The organism is Rhodococcus sp. NPDC057529 (assembly GCF_042802055.1).
GTDB lineage: Bacteria > Actinomycetota > Actinomycetes > Mycobacteriales > Mycobacteriaceae > Rhodococcus_F.
In genome coordinates, this window is sequence record NZ_JBHVEY010000030.1 from 1 (window position 1) to 17,032 (window position 17,032).

Here is a 17,032-nt window from a genome sequence, read left to right on the forward strand (position 1 = left end):
GTCGTCGACTCGACCGTCGTCTCGTACTCCGACGTCGGCGGCGTGGTCTCCTGGATCGGCGCCTCCCGGGTGGGGACGACGGCTGGGGCGACCGGCCCCTGGACCATCTCTTCGGCGGGGTTGAGGTACGTGTACAGCGTGTACAGCACCACCCACAGGATGCACAGCACCAGCGTCGACGTCCGCACCCGGCCACCGAGGATCTTGGCGGGAAGGAACGAGGAGTTCAGAATCCGGTCCAGTCCGCGCCGGGGTTCGTCGGTCATCCCTCGCCCTCCGCTGCCCGGACCGTCTGGAGGTCCGGTTCGACGGTGATGCCCTGCCGTCTCATCGCGGTGGCGATGCGCACGCGCAGTGCGCGCCCGACCTGGAACTGTTTACCCGGCAAGGTCCGCGCCACGACGCGGACACTGACCTCGTCGACCGTCAGACTCTCCACTCCCATCACCGTCGGCTCGTCGAGCAGTAGCTTCTTCAGTCCCCGATCCGCGAAGGCCTCCACACCGACCTGGTGGAGCACCTCGTTGACACGGTTGATGTCGGAGGTGGCCGGGACGGGAACGTCGATCACGGCACGCGCCCAGTCCTTGGACAGGTTGATCGCCTTCACGATCTGGCCGTTGGGAACGGTGATGACCTCACCGTCCGAGTTCCGCATCCGGGTGACCCGGAGCGTGACGTCCTCGATCACACCCTCGGCGTCCTCCGAAGACCCCGTCACCGCGAGTTGCACCGTGTCACCGAACCCGTACTGGCGTTCGGTGATGATGAAGAAGCCGGCGAGAATGTCCTGCACGACGCGCTGCGCACCGAAACCGAGCGCCGCACCGAGCACGGTGGCCGGGGCCACCAGGCTGCCGATCGGCAGGCTCAGCTGGTCGAGAACCTTCATCGTCGCGATGACGTAGATGATGGTGATGATCACCCACGTGATCACCTGCGCCACGGAGTGCCGGTGCTTGGTCGCCTCGGACCGCACGAGGGCGTCGCCCTGCATGTAGTTGCTGTCGATCCGGTCGGTCACCTTGCGGCCGCCCCAATTGACGAACCGCGCCATCAGGATGGCTCCGAGGACGGTGAGGGACACCGCGAGCCCCGTCGACGAGAGCCAGTCGAGGAGGTTCTGGGTGGGAGCGAACACTGCCGCCGCCGCTTCCATGGAGATCAGGACGCCTGATTCTCGCGCATCCGCCACCGGATGCCGGATTCGAGGAAACCGTCGATGTCACCGTCGAGCACCGCCGACGGGTTGTTGACCTCGTACTCGGTGCGCAGATCCTTGACCATCTGGTACGGGTGCAGCACGTACGACCGCATCTGGTTGCCCCAGGAACTACCGCCGTCGCCCTTGAGCGCGTCCATCTCGGCGCGCTCCTCCTTGCGCTTGACCTCGAGCAGCTTGGCCTGCAGGACGCGCATCGCCGACACCTTGTTCTGCAGCTGCGACTTCTCGTTCTGACACGTCACGACGATGCCGGTCGGGATGTGCGTCAACCGGACCGCGGAGTCGGTGGTGTTCACGGACTGCCCGCCGGGACCCGACGAGCGGTACACGTCGACGCGGACGTCGTTCTCGTTGACGTCGATGTGGTCGGTGGTCTCGACCACGGGCAGGACCTCGACCTCGGCGAACGACGTCTGGCGGCGACCCTGGTTGTCGAACGGGCTGATCCGGACCAGCCGGTGTGTGCCCATCTCGACGGAGAGCGTCCCGTAGCTGTACGGCGCCTTGACCGCGAACGTCGCGCTCTTGATGCCGGCCTCTTCCGCGTAGGACGTGTCGTAGACCTCGACGCCGTAACCGTGCTTCTCGGCCCAGCGGATGTACATGCGCATCAGCATCTCGGCCCAGTCGGCGGCGTCGATGCCACCGGCGCCGGAGCGGATGTTGACCAGCGCGTCACGCTCGTCGTATTCACCGGAGAGCATCGTCTTGACTTCCATCGCCGCGATGTCCTCGCGCAGGCTGTGCCGCTCGGCGTCGGCGTCCGCGACGGCCTCCGCGCCCTCGTCCTCGGCGAGTTCGTAGAGCACCGGCATGTCGTCGAGCCGCGAGCGCAGTTCCTCGACGCGGCGCAGTTCGGCCTGGGAGTGCGACAGCTGGCTGGTGACCTGCTGGGCGTGCTCCTGGTCGTTCCACAGCTCCGGATCGGCGGCCTGGTGTTCGAGCTCGTCGATGCGGCGGCGCAACTCCTCCACGTCCAGCACCGATTCGACGGTGCGGAGGGTGGTGTCGAGCTCGCTGAGGTCTGCGGATACGTCGGGATGCACGGTTCCCAAGGTTACCGGGTGCGGACAGGTGCCCTGTCACCCCTTCGTTCCGGCCGAAGTCACCCCTTCCGATCACGGGGCGTGAAAGCCTTGCGGACCCCGGAAGCACCTTGTTGCATGCACGGGTACGCACTTGTTCGTGCCGCCATCCCGGACGGAGTCGACGATGACCGTGACCGACCAGTACCTGAAGAACAACGAGGAGTACGCCGCCGGATTCACCGGGCCGCTCCCGCTGCCCCCGAGCAAGCACGTCGCGGTCCTCGCCTGCATGGACGCCCGTCTGGACGTCTACCGGATCCTCGGCCTCCAGGACGGTGAGGCGCACGTCATCCGCAACGCGGGCGGGGTGGTGACGGACGACGAGATCCGCTCGCTCGCGATCAGCCAGCGGCTGCTCGGCACCACCGAGATCATCCTCATCCACCACACGGACTGCGGGATGCTCACGTTCACCGACGACGATTTCAAGAAGTCCATCCAGGACGAGGTCGGAATCAAACCGGCCTGGTCGGCCGAGGCGTTCCCCGATCTCGACGAGGACGTCCGGCAGTCGCTGCGCCGCATCCAGGCCAGTCCCTTCGTCGCGGCGACCACGTCCCTGCGTGGGTTCGTCTTCGACGTCGCCACCGGCAAGCTCGCCGAGGTGAAGATCGACTGACCTCGGGCCGGCGCGGTACGAGTAATCTGTGCGACCGTGACCGACCTCGACGCCGACCTGCAGCTTGCCCTCCGAATCGCCGACGAGGCGGACGCGATCACGAAGGCCCGTTTCGGGGCACTCGACCTGTCGGTGGACGACAAACCCGACCTCACCCCGGTCACGGACGCGGATCTCGCGGTGGAACGGGCGGTCCGGGCGACGCTGGAATCCGAGCGGCCCGCCGACGCCGTCCTCGGTGAGGAGTTCGGCGGCGACGCGCAGTTCTCGGGACGGCAGTGGGTGGTCGACCCGATCGACGGCACCAAGAACTTCGTGCGGGGCGTCCCCGTCTGGGCCACGCTGATCGCGCTGCTCGAGGACGGCGTTCCCACCGTCGGCGTCGTGAGCGCCCCGGCACTCGCGCGCCGCTGGTGGGCGGCATCGGGTCACGGCGCCTGGTCGACGTTCGACGGCTCCGAGCCCACTCGGATCACCGTCTCGGCCGTAGACCGGCTGGGTTCGGCCAGCCTCACGTTCTCGAGCCTGTCCGGGTGGAAGGAACTCGGTATCCGCGAGCAGTTCCTCGCCCTCACCGATGATGTGTGGCGGGTCCGCGGATTCGGTGACTTCTTCTCCTACTGCCTGCTCGCCGAGGGCGCCGTCGACATCGCCGCCGAGCCCGAGGTGTCGTTGTGGGATCTCGCACCTCTCGACGTCCTGGTGCGCGAGGCCGGTGGCCGGTTCACCAACCTCGCCGGCGCCGACGGCCCGCACGGCGGTAGCGCGCTGGCCACCAACACCCTTCTGCACGACGAGGCGCTGTCCCGACTGCGCTGACGCAGTACTACAGGCAGCAGTCCTCATACACCCCCGCCCTCCTCGGCTCCCGAGGAGGGCGGTTCTCGCATGCCTGCTGCCTGCACCTCCCGAGAATCGGGCTCGAACCCGATCGGTGGGAGCTCGCGGGCACCGGAACTTACTCGATAGTAGACACTCACCTTACTGCTGAGTAAGATACTTGGTGTCCACGCCCGAACACCGAGAAACAGCTGGTGATCATGAGCAAGCAAGACACTGTTGCCCCCAACGGCAGAGCGAAGCGGAACCCCCGCGACACGTCCGCCGTCGGACTGAATCCCGTCAAGCGCGACGCCATGGGTGCCGCGATGCGCGTGCTGACCAAGATCACCGGATCCGATCTGGCCGAGAAGTACAACCTGCGCCAGACGATCGACCGGGTGACCTACGAAGGCACCAAGACCGGCTTCAAGACACTCGGCGCCGCGACCCGCGGATTCCAGAAGGTGTCCGGCGGCGGCACACCGAAACGCCTCCCCGACAACCCGACCGCCAAAGCCGGCTACTTCGACCTCACGCCGAGCGACGAGCAGCAGATGATCGTCGAGACCGTGCGCGAGTTCGCCGCCGAGATCCTGCGGCCCGCCGGGCACGACGCCGACGCTGCCGCCTCCGCACCGGCGGATCTCGTGAAGCGCGCCGCCGAACTCGGCATCACCCTCATCAACGTCCCCGAGGAACTCGACGGGGCCGCCAGCGAGCGCGGCGCCGTCACCAACTCCCTCGTCGCCGAGGCCCTCGCCCACGGCGACATGGGGCTCGCACTGCCGATCCTCGCGCCGAGCGGCGTCGCCGTCGCCCTCACCCAATGGGGCACCGACTCCCAGCAGAAGACCTACCTGCCGTCGTTCACGGGCGAGCAGGTCCCGAATGCGGCCGTCGTCGTCAACGAGCCCCGCGCACTGTTCGATCCGTTCGCGTTGCAGACCAAGGCGGTCCGCTCCCCCAGCGGCTACAAGCTCAACGGCGTCAAGAGCCTCGTTCCCGCCGCCGCCTCGTCGGAACTGTTCATCGTGGCGGCCGAACTCGACGGCAAGCCGTCCTTCTTCATCATCGAGGCCGACACCAAGGGACTCGTCGTGGAGGCGGACCCGAGCATGGGCCTGCGCGCCGCGGGGCTCGGCCGGCTCAACCTCACCGACGTCGCCGTGCCCGAGTCGGGTCTGCTCGGCGCCGCCGACGCCGACGCGCGGAAGGCCGAGTACGCCGACGCGATCCGGCTGGCCCGCCTCGGCTGGGCGTCACTCGCGGTCGGCACCGGGCAAGCCGTTCTCGACTACGTGATCCCCTACGTCAACGAGCGGGTCGCGTTCGGTGAGCCGATCAGCAACCGTCAGGCGGTCGCGTTCATGGTCGCGAACATCGGCATCGAACTCGACGGCCTGCGCCTGGTCACGTTGCGCGGCGCCTCCCGCGCCGAGCAGGGGCTCTCCTTCGCACGCGAATCGGCCCTCGCCCGAAAGCTGGCGTCCGAGAAGGGCATGCAGATCGGTCTCGACGGCGTCCAGCTGCTCGGTGGCCACGGTTACACCAAGGAACATCCCGTGGAGCGCTGGTACCGCGATCTGCGCGCCATCGGCGTCGCCGAGGGCATCGTCCTGATCTGAGCGGCCGGATTCGAACTAAGGAAAAGTCATGATCAACCTCGAACTTCCCAAGAAGCTCAAAGCCTCCGCGAACCAGGCGCACCAGGTTGCGGCAGAAATCTTCCGGCCGATCTCCCGCAAGTACGATCTCGCGGAGCACGCCTACCCCAAGGAACTCGACACCATGGCCGCCATGGTGGAGGGCCTCAACGACTCCGGAAAGGGGGCGGCGGGAGCCGCCCTCGGACGCGGCGACGAACCGAAGGTCATCGGGAACGTCAACGGCGGCAACATGTCGTCGCTGATGAATGTCATCGAAACCTGCTGGGGCGACGTGGGTCTCACACTGGCGATCCCGTACCAGGGTCTCGGCAACTCGGCGATCGCGGCGGTCGCCACCGACGAGCAGCTCGAGCGTTTCGGCAAGGTGTGGGCGTCGATGGCGATCACCGAACCCGGTTTCGGTTCCGACTCCGCCGCCGTCACCACCACCGCGGTCCTCGACGGCGACGAATACGTCCTCAACGGTGAGAAAATCTTCGTCACCGCCGGCGAGCGTTCCACCCACATCGTCGTGTGGGCCACCGTCGACAAGACCAAGGGCCGCGCCGCGATCAAGTCGTTCGTCGTCCCGCGCGACGCCCCGGGCCTGAGCGTCGCCCGCCTCGAGCACAAGCTGGGCGTCAAGGCGTCGGACACCGCAGTGCTGCTGCTGCAGGATTGCCGGATCCCGAAGGACAACCTGCTCGGCACGCCGGAGGTCAACGTCGAGAAGGGCTTTGCCGGCGTCATGCAGACGTTCGACAACACCCGTCCGATCGTCGCCGGCATGGCGGTCGGCCTGGGCCGCGCCGCGCTCGAGGAACTGCGCAGCATCCTCTCCGACGCCGGTGTGGAGATCTCGTACGACACCCCCGCGTACAACCAGCACGCCGCCGCCGCCGAGTTCCTGCAACTCGAGGCCGACTGGGAAGCCGCCTACCTGCTCGCTCTGCGGGCAACGTGGATGGCGGACAACAAGAAGCCGAACTCACTCGAGGCGTCGATGTCGAAGGCGAAGGCCGGCCGCACCGGAACCGCCATCTCCCTCAAGGCCGTCGAGCTCGCCGGCACGTTGGGATACTCGGAGCGCCCGCTGCTCGAGAAGTGGGCACGCGACTCGAAGATCCTCGACATCTTCGAGGGCACACAGCAGATCCAGCAGCTGATCGTGGCCCGCCGTCTGCTCGGGAAGTCGTCGGCCGAGCTGAAGTAGCACCCGCGCACGGCCCATCCCGTCCGGGAACGGGATTCACTCGAGGTCGCGCCACCGGACCAGTACCTCGTGCACCGCTTCGGCGCCCTGCAGAGGGTTCGGTGGCGCGGGCAGGTCCGCGGGATACAGCAGGAACGGCGTGTTCTGAGGTCCACCGAGCCCGCCGTGCGATCCGACCTGGTCTTCGAATGCGGCGACCTCCCGGGTGTCCGGCCAGTACCGCCCGCCCACCATCAGGTCGGCGACGTTGTCGAACGTGTCCGTGCGGCGGACGCGGTCGAGGGCGCCGGGCCCGAAATCGGTGAGCGGATCGACACCGTCGACCGCACCGGTGGCGACGTCGATGCTGCCGCCAGGCCCGAGCACGACCGAGCCGCCGTCGTCGCGGGCCACGAGCACGAACCCGATGCCGGGATGTGTGACGAGCGCCGGAATCAGGTCCGGGTAACGGGCGTCGATCCATTCGCGGGTGGCCCGGCCCGGCAGCTGCGGGAAGCTGACCAGACCGAGATTGCCCGACGCGAGGACCACCGGATTCTCGCCCGGGGTGACGGCGACGTCGGGAGCCGCTTCCGACCTGAGGCTGGCCTCGGCATAGCCGAGGCCCTCGGCGCCGCGCCCACGGCTGCCGAGCGTGACGGAGGCACCCCCGCGGCGACCCGGTGCATGGCAGGCGTCGAGCACGATGTCCTCGACGCCCTTGCCGTAGCGGTCGCGGAACGTGGCCCCCTGACTCTGCCCGTGATCCGACAGCACGACGATGCGGTAGGGCCTGCCCGCCTGGGCGGCGACAGCGGCGATCAACCCGATCTCGGCGTCGAGTGTGCGCAGGACCTTACGCGTCTCGGGGCGTTCGACACCGGAGTGGTGGGCGACCTCGTCGTACCCGACCAGGTCGACGTACACGGGGCTGCGGCCCGCGATGAGATCGCCGACGACCGCGGCGACGACGACGTCCGTCTCGACGACCGTCGTGAACGCACGGACCAGCGGATACAGCCCACCCCGCCGGACGCGCGGGACGACGTCGGCGCGGCGTTGCCGGTACGCCTGCACGTTTTCCCGCAGCACCTCGGCGACGAGCCGGACCGCGGTGCGCACGGCGCTCGCCGGGTCGACGAAGTAGTCGGCGTATCCGGTTGCCCTGCCCCCCATCCGGGCGCCTCGCATCCGGCTGACCACGAGGACGTTGTCGTCGGCGCCGCCGGTGACCAGGTTGCCGCGGCTGGCTCCCCCGGTGAGAAGACCGGGCAGGTGCGCGCGCTCGAGTTCGCGGGCGGCGTTGTCGGCGGGATTGCTGAAGACGGCGACGGTGCCGCGGGTCTTGTCGTACCACCGGAACGCGGGCACGTTGTGGTTGTCACCGTGCAGGATCCCGAGCTGGCTCGCACCGGTCTGACTGCTCCAATCCGTGTGCCAGGACGCCAGGACGTGGGAGCCCCGGTGCACGAGCCCGGCGAGGTGCGGCGTGACGCCGTCGCGGATCGCGCGTTGCAGCACCGCGTGGCCGAGTCCGTCGATCTGGATGCAGAGCAGCCCGGGCTCCCCCGGCGCCGCGTCCGCACCCCCGCGACGTCGCAGCCGGGACCGGTTGCGGCGCACCAGCATCAAACGGTACGTGTCGTCACGCCTGGCCGCGATGGCTCCGGCGACACCGGAACCGACGACGGACATCACCAGGGCCAGCACCAGCACGTCGGCGACCCGTTCCGTGGTGGCGACCGGGACGACCCGCACGGCGAGCACCATGATCAGCCAGTTCCCGGCGAACACGCCCAGGAACAGCAGCGCGGGACCGACCCACAGCATCGCGCGCACGAGCAACGGCCACAGGGTGACCGACAGCAGTCCGTACACGAGGGCGAGGAACAATGCTGCCGGGATGGTGTCGAAGGGACCGCCCGCAGGTGTCGGCTGCAGCCGGACCCCCGGCAGGATCAGGTCGGTCAGGACCAGTGCGACGGCGGAGACGAGCCACAGCACGAGAAATTCGGTGATCGTCCTGGCCGCCGAGCCCAGAGAGCGCATCGCAGACCTCCCTTTTGGGGGATCGTAAGGTCTGACAGGGAGTGGCGCGGCGGAACTCACCGCAGCAGCGTCACCGCGACGAGCGAACGGGACCGCCATGACCGAGAACGCAGGGGTGCTCATCCGGTGGCGAGGGCATGCGACGGTCGAGATCACGGACACCGGCACGACGATCCTGACGGACCCGGTGCTGACGGCACGGGTGGCTCACCTGCGGCGTCGCCGCGGCCCCGACCCGATGGCCGACCCGGTGCGGCCCGACGCCGTGCTGCTGTCCCATCTGCACGCCGACCACACCCACCTGCCCTCGCTCACCCTGATCGGCAACGACGTTCCGATCGTCGTTCCCCGCGGCGCGGTGAACGCGTTTGCGGGACTGCGGGCGTTCGGCGACCGGCTGATCGAGTTGTCGCCCGGTCAGGACGTGCGACTCGGTTCGGTGACGGTGCGCGCGGTACCCGCCGTGCACGACGGCAGGCGGTGGCGCCGGGGCCCGCAGCGGGCGCAGGCGCTGGGTTACGTCGTCGACGGCGCGGCGTCCACGTATTTCGCCGGGGACACCGCGTTCGACCCCGCGATGGCGGAGTGGGTTCCGCGCTGCGACGTCGCACTGCTGCCGGTCGGAGGGTGGGGGCCGAATCTCGGACCGGGACACATGGATCCGGAATCGGCCGCCGCCGCGGCGAGGTCCGTGGCCGCCGCGGTGTCGATCCCGATCCACTTCGGCACGCTGTGGCCGATCGGAATGGACGCGGTCCGGCCCCGCCGATTCCACGGCCCCGGTGGCGAGTTCGTCCGTCACGCGGACGCGGACGGCCTGAAGGCAGTCGAACTGGAGCCGGGCGAGACATTGCGGTGACTGTCGGTTACGACCGGCACCGGTGCCGCTGTCCTCTACCCTGACTGGTGACACGGTCCCGCCTATCCGAAGGGTTCGACATGTCAGTGCAGCACGTGCTCACCAAGCTGACGGACGCCGTGGGAGCTGTGCGGGTGATGAACCGCGCAGGCCTCGTCCCGTTTCCCCGAGTCGACCAGGGCGTCCGATCGATTCTGGCGGTGCGGAAGTACGGTCCGTTCGCAGGACCCGTCCACGCGAACGCCGAGGCAGGCCTGGACGCGGTGGCCATCGTCGACGAGCGCGGCCCCCTCACCTACGCCGACATCGAGGAACAGTCCAACGCCCTGGTGCGTGCGTGGCAGGCCGACGGCATCACTGCGGGTTCCGTCATGGGATGCATGTGCCGCAATCATCGTGGCCTGGTGCTCACGATGCTCGCCGCCGCCAAGAACGGCACCAAGCTGGTGCTGATGAACACCGGTTTCGCCCGGCCGCAACTCGTCGACGTCGCTGCCCGCGAGCAGGTGCAGGCCTTCGTGTACGACGACGAATTCCACCAGGTCGCCGAGGCCCTCCCGGACGAGGTGCTCGTCTATCGTTCGTGGGCGGACGAGAATTCGTCGTCCCGGGTCCGCACGCTCGACGAGGCGATGCAGGGCCGGGACCGCGCTCCACTGCCCGCACCGTCCGCGCTGGGCGGATTCGTCCTCCTCACCAGTGGCACCACCGGCACGCCGAAGGGCGCTCCCCGCGGACACACGTCGCCGCTCGCGTCGGCACAGTTCCTCGACCGGGTTCCACTGCGGCGCGGCCAGACGATGATGATGGCTGCCCCCGCCTTCCACGGCACGGGAGTTTCCCAGTTCGCGCTCGCGCTGGCGCTGGGACAGACCGTGGTGATGCATCGGAAGTTCGATCCGGAGAACACGATTCGCCTGGTCGAGAAGCACCGGTGCGACACGCTCGTCGTCGTCCCCACCATGTTGCAGCGCATCATCGATCTCGGACCGGAGACCTTGGCGAAGTACGACACGTCGAGCCTGAAGATCATCTTCGCGGCCGGGTCCGCGCTCTCCCCCGACCTCTGCAAGCGCACCACCGCCGCGTTCGGCACGGTGCTCCACAACCTGTACGGCTCCACCGAGGTCGCCGTCGCCACCGTCGCGACACCCGCCGACCTCGAACTGGCGCCGGGTACCGCGGGCCGGGCTCCCGTCACGTGCCACGTGGAGCTGTACGACGAGTCGAGTCGACGGATCACCGAACCCGACACCGTCGGACGCATCTTCGTCGCCAATGGTCTCAGCTTCTCCGGATACACCGACGGTCGCGACAAGGAGCGCATCAACGGTCTGCTGTCGACCGGCGACGTCGGGCACTTCGACCGCAACGGCCTGCTCTTCGTGGACGGCCGCGACGACGACATGATCGTCTCCGGCGGCGAGAACGTCTACCCGCTCGAAGTCGAGAACCTGCTCGCCGACCGCGAGGACGTGCTCGAGGCCGCGGTGATCGGCGTCGAGGACTCCGAGTTCGGCCATCGTCTCAGGGCTTTCGTCGTGCTCGCTCCCGGGGCCGCGAAGGACGCCGAGGAAATGAAGGCTCACGTCAAGGCGAACCTGGCGCGGTACAAAGTGCCCCGCGAGATCATCTTCATCGAGGAACTCCCCCGCAATGCGACCGGCAAGTTGCTGCGCCGCGTCCTGATCGAGATGGACGTCTCGGAAAGCTGATCGACGGCCTGCACCCCGCTCGGCGTTCCGGCGCCGGTCACGACACCGAATACGGAGACAAAAAAGAACCGGTGTCCTGGAATCCAGGACACCGGTTCTTCGGTGGTAGCGGGGACAGGATTTGAACCTGCGACCTCTGGGTTATGAGCCCAGCGAGCTACCGAGCTGCTCCACCCCGCGCTGCATGAACAAAGTTACACGAGCGAACGAACGGATTGCAAATCGCCCGAAAAGAGGCCGACTAGCAATCTTTCAGCACCACCCGAGTCACATCCGTTACCTAAAAGTTATGACCTGTGTCACACTTTCGGGAAAATCTGTAACGTTTTCGGAACCCGCAACTCGTGGGTCGACCTGCGGAAACGCGGTGCGTTCATCCCAGTATTTGGACGCCCGTCACAGAAAATCGACCCGTGACCATTCCGTGATCGCCGCGTACGTTCGTTGCCAGCCCGAAACCAACGGGCAACGCCGACCCGCCGCAGCTCGACCTGCCCCAGCGGGATCCGGAATCCCGACACCTCGAGGGGCAGGACGAGGACAGATCGATCACCGGGTCGGCACACCAGCCGTCACTCACACGACCACCTCGTCGGCAGGCGCGGAGAGGAACCAACCACATGTTCAATTCCAGCATCGTCAAGCGGACCATGGGCGCAGTCGCACTCACCGGAGCAGTCATCGGAGTGCCGCTCGGCCTGAGCACCGGCACCGCTTCGGCCGCTTCCGGAGACTGGGACGCTGTCGCGGCGTGCGAGAGCAGCGGAAACTGGGCCGCCGACACCGGAAACGGCTTCTCGGGCGGCCTGCAGTTCACCGACAGCACCTGGGCCGCGAACGGCGGCTCCGGCTCGCCGGCGAACGCCTCGCGCGAGGAGCAGATCCGCGTTGCCGAGAACGTCCTGGCAACCCAGGGACCCGGCGCCTGGCCGGTCTGCGGACAGTACCTCTGATCCGCACCCCACACATGCCCGAGTGCCCTGCGCGCAGCACGACCGCGCGCAGGGCACTCGCGCGTTGCAGGGCATCGGCATACATCATCACGAGCCGTTTCCCCGCCATTTCCGCGTGAGCCGCTCCACAAATTCGTCGTGATACCCGTCACATAACAGCAGTGTAACGAATCAACTCCGAAACGATATCGACAGCATTTGACCTGCAAAAACAGGCCGAATTCCCACTCGGTACCGGACAACTGTCCACCAATTTCGCCAGGTGAACTGCGGGCGAAGCTCCCGTACGGTCGCTCTCGGCCCGAAACAACCGGGCGAAAGCCGGCCCGCCGCTGCTAGCTCTGCCCCGCGGGTTCGGAATCCCCGAAACCTTCGAGGGGCAGGGACGCGGCACAGAAATCGCAGCCCGGTGCGACGACGCGAACGTCGTCGCCCGCAGGCCGGCCACGCCAGCAAGCGCGGAGAGGATTGACCCCGCATGACCCATCACAGCATCAGCAAGCGTGCCCTCGGCTGGATCGCCGTCACCGGAGCCGTCGTCGCCGTCCCGCTCGGACTGAGCGCCGGCACCGCCTCCGCCGCCTCCCACAACTGGGACGGCGTCGCAGCGTGCGAGAGCGGCGGCAACTGGGGAATCAACACCGGAAACGGCTACTACGGCGGCCTGCAGTTCTCGCAGAGCACCTGGGAGGCCAACGGCGGCAGCGGCTCGGCATCGAACGCCAGCAAGGCCGAGCAGGTCCGGGTGGCCGAGAATGTTCTCGCGACGCAGGGCCAGGGCGCCTGGCCCGTGTGCGGCCAGTACCTGACCACCGGTGGCGGCGACGTCGCCGAGGCCCCCGCGCCCGCGCCGGAGCCCACCCCGGCCCCCGCCCCCGCGGCACCGGCACAGGTCCAGGCGCCCGCCCCGGTCCAGCCCGCCGCGCAGCAGGCCCTGGACGCCGCACGTCAGGTCGCCGAGCAGAACGGCTACGGACAGCAGTTCCAGCAGCTGGTGGACGCCAACCCGCAGCTGGTCGACGCACTGCGCTGATCTTCCGCTCGCATACGACGAGGCCCTGTCATCCGGTTCGGATGACAGGGCCTCGTTCGCTTTCCCGGTGAAACGCCTCTACTTCGGGATCGCCTCGTACGCGGCGACCGCCTTCTGCACCCGGGCGAGGGCCGCGCCGTATGCCGCGAAGTCACCGCTGCGCTGCGCCGACGTCAACGCGTCGAGCGACGCGTCCAGCTCCGCCACCGCCGCCGAGACGTCCGTACCGGACGGCGGGGTCGCCGGTGCGGTGGGCGCCGGCTGTGCCGCACCCTGGTCGACGGGCGGCGTCGTACCAGTGTCCGGAGGTGTCCCCTCCTCGGCGCTGGGCGCCGTCGCCACCGAGCCCGTGCCGGCACCGAACACCTGGTCGAGCGCCTGTGCCAGAGTCGGGGCGTACCCGACGCGCACACTGTTACTCGGCGGCGGCTCGCGGTAGCTCACCAGCACTCGGGACAGCTGCGGGAACGTCGACGTGTTCGGGCCCGTCGAACTTCGCTCCGTATACATCGGTTCGACGTACAGGATTCCGCCGTTCGCGATCGGCAGTGTCAGCAGGTTGCCGTACTGAATCTTGTTCGATCTCTCGAGCAGCGTTCGCTCCGACGCCACGCGCGGATCCGAGATCATCGAGTTCTGCGTCTGCTGCGGACCCTGGGTCTGGGTGTCCGTCGGCAATTGGAGCACCGTGAACTTGCCGTAGTTCTCCGGGTCCGATTTCACCGACAGATAGGCGGACAGGAACTCGCGGCTGTACCCCACCATCGCACTGGTCAGGTTGAAGGACGGTTTCCCGGTCTCGGGATCACCGACCAGCACGTAATACGGCGGCTGGTTCGCGCTCGTGTCGATCGTGGGATCGCTCGGCACCGACCAGAACGCGTTGTTGGTGAAGAACTCCTTCGGATCGTCCACGTGGTACTTGGCGAGCATCTCGCGCTGCACCTTGAACAGGTCCTCGGGATAACGGAAGTGCGCGCGCAATTCGTCCGGAATCGAGTCCGCAGGCTGCACGGCGTCGGGGAACACACCCATCCACGCATCGAGCACGGGATCGTTCTGGTCCACCTGGTAGAGCTTCACGGTGCCGTCGTACGCGTCGACGGTGGCCTTCACCGAGTTGCGGATGTAGGACACCTCCTTGCGCGGCAGGAGGCGGCCGGTGTTCTGGTCGATGCTGTCCTCGACGAGTCCGTCGAGCGAACTGCGCTGCGCGTACGGGTAGTCCTGCAGTGTGGTGTAGGCGTCCACGATCCACACGACCTTGCCGTCGACGACGGCCGGGTACGAGTCGCCGTCCGCGGTCAGCCACGGTGCTACGTGGGTGACCCGGTCCCGCGGGTCCCGGTTGTAGATGATCTTCGAATCCGAACCGATCGCTCCGGAGAACAGGATGTTGCGTTCGGTGTACTTCGCCGCGAACGCCAGCCGGTTGAACCAGTTGCCGATCGGCACACCACCCGAACCGGTGTACGTGTAGCGCGAGGTGTCGGTGTCGTACTCCCGCGGATCCGAACCCTCGGAGCCGCCGACGATCGCGTAGTCGGCATCGGTGTCGGCGATGACCTCGCCGTAGTAGATGCGCGGCTGCTCGACCGGGATGACCTGGTTGCCCGCCGCCTGTGAGGCGATGTCGCTGACCATGTAGACGGGGTAACCGCTGTTGCTGTTCGCGGCTTCCTCCGCGGACTCGCCCGCGGCGGCGTTCACCCGGTTCGCGGGGGCCGCGACCAGTCCGTTGCCGTGCGTGTAGACGGTGTGCTTGTTGATCCAGTCCGTCTGGTTGCCTGTCAGGCTCTTCGACGACAACTCGCGGGCCGCGACGATGTAGTCACGCATCTCCCCGTCGATGTCGTAGCGGTCGATGTCGAGCGTCGGCGGGAAACCGTAGAAGTTCTTCAGCTGCTGCTGCTGGGTGAACGTCCGCGACAGGATGTTCGGGTCCAGCAGTCGCGTGTTCGCGATCGTCGTGACGTCGGCGGGCACGTCGCGCGGCGGCGTCGTCCCGTACCCCTGGTAGTCCTGGTACTCGACCTTGTCGTCGGTGATGCCGTACGCCTGCCGGGTGGCGGCGATGTTCCGCTCGATGTAGGCGCTCTCCTTGTCGGCGGCGTTGGGACGCACCGAGAACTGCTCCACGACGAGCGGCCACACCGCGCCGACCAGGATCGACGAGAGCACGAGAAGGGCTGTGGCCATTGCGGGAATCCGCAGATCTCGCAGGAAGATCGCCGCGAAGAACGCGCCCGCGCAGATGACCGCGATGGCCAGCAGGATCAGCTTCGCCTGCAGCACCGCGTTCATGTCGGTGTAGCTACCACCGGTGAACGTGGGCTCCTTGCGGCTGCTCGACAGCAGGGAATACCGGTCGAACCAGTACGCGACGGCCTTGAGGAGAATGAACGTTCCCGCCAGCACTGCCAACTGGACTCGCGCCGCGTTGGTCAGCGCGCCGCCCCGGCCTGCCAGCTTGAGTCCACCGAAGATGTAGTGCGTCACCAGGCTCGCGAAGAACGCCAGCAGCACCGCCACGAACAGCCAGTTGAGGACGAAACGGTAGAACGGCAGATCGAACGTGTAGAAGCCGACGTCGAGGCCGAATTCGGGATCGGCGACGCCGAACGCGCCGCCGTTGACGAACAGCTGCACCGTCACCCAACTGGACTGCGCGATCAGACCGGCCAGCAGTCCCACCGCGATCGGAATCGCGAGGCCGAACAGGCGCAGCCGGGTCATCACAGTGGTGCGGTACCGCGCCACCGGATCGTTGGGACCCGACACGGGCACGAACACCGGCCGCGAACGGTACGCGAGCAGCAGTGCCAGCCAGACGATTCCGCCGACCACCACCCCCACCACGAGGAAGAGCAGCAGACGGGTGATCAGGACCGTGGTGAAGACACCACGGAATCCGACCTCACCGAACCACAACCAGTCCGTGTACGTGCTGATCAGCCGAGGACCCACCAGCAGCAGGGCCGCGACGACAAGCGCCAGCACCAGCAGCACTCGACTGCGTTTGGACAACGACGGTAAACCTGCGGGGGGCCGCATGCCCACGTGCCACACTCCAAGAACTCGGCGACGCTCTCACGCCGCGGTCAACTGCACCGTTCGGTGGTCCACACCCCCAAACAGCGAGGGCGTGACCGTTTCGTCCCACTCTACGTAACAACCGAGAGTTGCCGCCGTCGGTCCTGTTCCGGGGGTGCGAAGATGGGTCCTGTGAGTGAAGAGAATGTGAACCGAGAGACGGACGCCCTCGCCCGCTGCGTGCGTGAGGTGGTCGAATTCGTCGATGCCGGAGGGTGGGATCAGCCGCCCCAGATGTTCGCACTCGTCCCGACCGAACTCCTCGCGGCCGCCGAACCGAGCCTGCTCGACCAACTCGCCGACGGTGCGGAATTGACCCCGGTGGAACAGGATCCGTTCCCCGGCGACATCGACGGCGGGTCACGCGCACTCGACGAATTCCTCGCCACCACCAGCTGGCCCGAGTCCGTGGTCGGATGCGCCCTCGTCCAGGAGATCGTCGTCCTGCCGCCCGAGGCGGAATCCGATCTCGACGACGCGCTCGTCCCCCTCCTGTCCGACCGCGACGCCGCCGACGACGCCGCACGGGCCGCGGCCGAGTCGCATCCCGACCGCCGGTCCGCCCGGCTCATCGCCGCCGTGCTGCGCGACGGACCGTCGCTGTGCCTGATGCAGTTGCGCCCCGACGAGGACGCCGACCCGTACGCCGGGATCGAACTGCTCACCTACGAGGACCTGGCACCGAATCTCGTCAGCGCGCTGTACGCCACCCTCGACGCGACCGAAGACGACTGACCG

At 67.7% G+C, this 17,032-nt stretch carries 13 protein-coding genes, 1 tRNA gene and 1 pseudogene; 9 read left to right on the top strand and 6 right to left on the bottom strand.

The genetic code is table 11. From position 1 onward, the window contains the following. The 3 genes and pseudogenes from ACFU5V_RS37560 to prfB all read right to left on the bottom strand — a co-directional run. Positions 1–266: pseudogene (locus tag ACFU5V_RS37560) on the bottom strand (hypothetical protein); the annotation flags it as partial. Beyond that, entirely contained in the window at positions 263–1,159 is an 897-nt protein-coding gene (locus ACFU5V_RS37565) for a mechanosensitive ion channel family protein (protein WP_378430568.1), read from the bottom strand. The pseudogene ACFU5V_RS37560 and the gene ACFU5V_RS37565, both read right to left, overlap by 4 nt. Before the next feature lie 5 nt (positions 1,160–1,164). Then, positions 1,165–2,271, bottom strand: coding sequence for a peptide chain release factor 2 (gene prfB / locus ACFU5V_RS37570; protein WP_378430557.1), 1,107 nt, complete (start codon positions 2,269–2,271; stop codon positions 1,165–1,167). 166 nt (positions 2,272–2,437) lie between these two features. Here prfB and ACFU5V_RS37575 point away from each other — a divergent pair, with 166 nt between their 5' ends. The 4 genes from ACFU5V_RS37575 (at position 2,438) to ACFU5V_RS37590 (ending at position 6,613) form a co-directional block, all read left to right on the top strand. Continuing rightward, positions 2,438–2,932 carry a beta-class carbonic anhydrase gene (locus tag ACFU5V_RS37575; protein WP_378705907.1) on the top strand — a complete coding sequence of 165 codons (495 nt, stop codon included), beginning with the start codon at positions 2,438–2,440 and terminating at the stop codon, positions 2,930–2,932. Between the two features lie 36 nt (positions 2,933–2,968). Further along, positions 2,969–3,751, top strand: a complete 783-nt coding sequence (hisN, locus tag ACFU5V_RS37580; RefSeq protein ID WP_378430559.1) for a histidinol-phosphatase — start codon at positions 2,969–2,971, stop codon at positions 3,749–3,751. Between the two features lie 215 nt (positions 3,752–3,966). Beyond that, the gene (locus tag ACFU5V_RS37585) at positions 3,967–5,379 is read left to right on the top strand and encodes an acyl-CoA dehydrogenase family protein (protein WP_378430560.1); all 1,413 of its coding nucleotides are present in this window, start codon (positions 3,967–3,969) and stop codon (positions 5,377–5,379) included. 28 nt (positions 5,380–5,407) lie between these two features. Next, positions 5,408–6,613 carry an acyl-CoA dehydrogenase family protein gene (locus tag ACFU5V_RS37590; RefSeq protein ID WP_378430561.1) on the top strand — a complete coding sequence of 402 codons (1,206 nt, stop codon included), beginning with the start codon at positions 5,408–5,410 and terminating at the stop codon, positions 6,611–6,613. Between the two features lie 36 nt (positions 6,614–6,649). On the opposite strand, the gene ACFU5V_RS37595 is transcribed toward ACFU5V_RS37590, so the two are convergent. Next, positions 6,650–8,641 carry an alkaline phosphatase family protein gene (locus ACFU5V_RS37595; protein WP_378705910.1) on the bottom strand — a complete coding sequence of 664 codons (1,992 nt, stop codon included), beginning with the start codon at positions 8,639–8,641 and terminating at the stop codon, positions 6,650–6,652. Positions 8,642–8,738: 97 nt separating this feature from the next. Between ACFU5V_RS37595 and ACFU5V_RS37600 the strand changes: the two genes are divergently transcribed. Continuing rightward, complete coding sequence (locus ACFU5V_RS37600) at positions 8,739–9,500, top strand: MBL fold metallo-hydrolase (RefSeq protein ID WP_378705912.1); 762 nt, start codon at positions 8,739–8,741, stop codon at positions 9,498–9,500. An 80-nt stretch (positions 9,501–9,580) separates the two neighbouring features. After that, positions 9,581–11,215, top strand: coding sequence for an acyl-CoA synthetase (locus ACFU5V_RS37605; RefSeq protein ID WP_378705914.1), 1,635 nt, complete (start codon positions 9,581–9,583; stop codon positions 11,213–11,215). Between the two features lie 103 nt (positions 11,216–11,318). On the opposite strand, the gene ACFU5V_RS37610 is transcribed toward ACFU5V_RS37605, so the two are convergent. Then, a tRNA-Met gene (locus ACFU5V_RS37610) sits at positions 11,319–11,395 on the bottom strand. Positions 11,396–11,835: 440 nt separating this feature from the next. Between ACFU5V_RS37610 and ACFU5V_RS37615 the strand changes: the two genes are divergently transcribed. Together ACFU5V_RS37615 and ACFU5V_RS37620 are read left to right on the top strand one after the other, a co-directional pair. Continuing rightward, entirely contained in the window at positions 11,836–12,168 is a 333-nt protein-coding gene (locus ACFU5V_RS37615) for a transglycosylase family protein (protein ID WP_378705916.1), read from the top strand. A 478-nt stretch (positions 12,169–12,646) separates the two neighbouring features. Then, entirely contained in the window at positions 12,647–13,201 is a 555-nt protein-coding gene (locus tag ACFU5V_RS37620; protein WP_378705918.1) for a transglycosylase family protein, read from the top strand. Positions 13,202–13,279: 78 nt separating this feature from the next. Here the strand turns inward: ACFU5V_RS37620 and ACFU5V_RS37625 are convergent, their stop codons facing one another. Next, the gene (locus ACFU5V_RS37625) at positions 13,280–16,261 is read right to left on the bottom strand and encodes a UPF0182 family protein (protein WP_378705920.1); all 2,982 of its coding nucleotides are present in this window, start codon (positions 16,259–16,261) and stop codon (positions 13,280–13,282) included. A gap of 156 nt (positions 16,262–16,417) precedes the next feature. Between ACFU5V_RS37625 and ACFU5V_RS37630 the strand changes: the two genes are divergently transcribed. After that, complete coding sequence (locus tag ACFU5V_RS37630; protein WP_015890149.1) at positions 16,418–17,029, top strand: PPA1309 family protein; 612 nt, start codon at positions 16,418–16,420, stop codon at positions 17,027–17,029. The last annotated feature ends 3 nt before the right edge of the window (positions 17,030–17,032 follow it).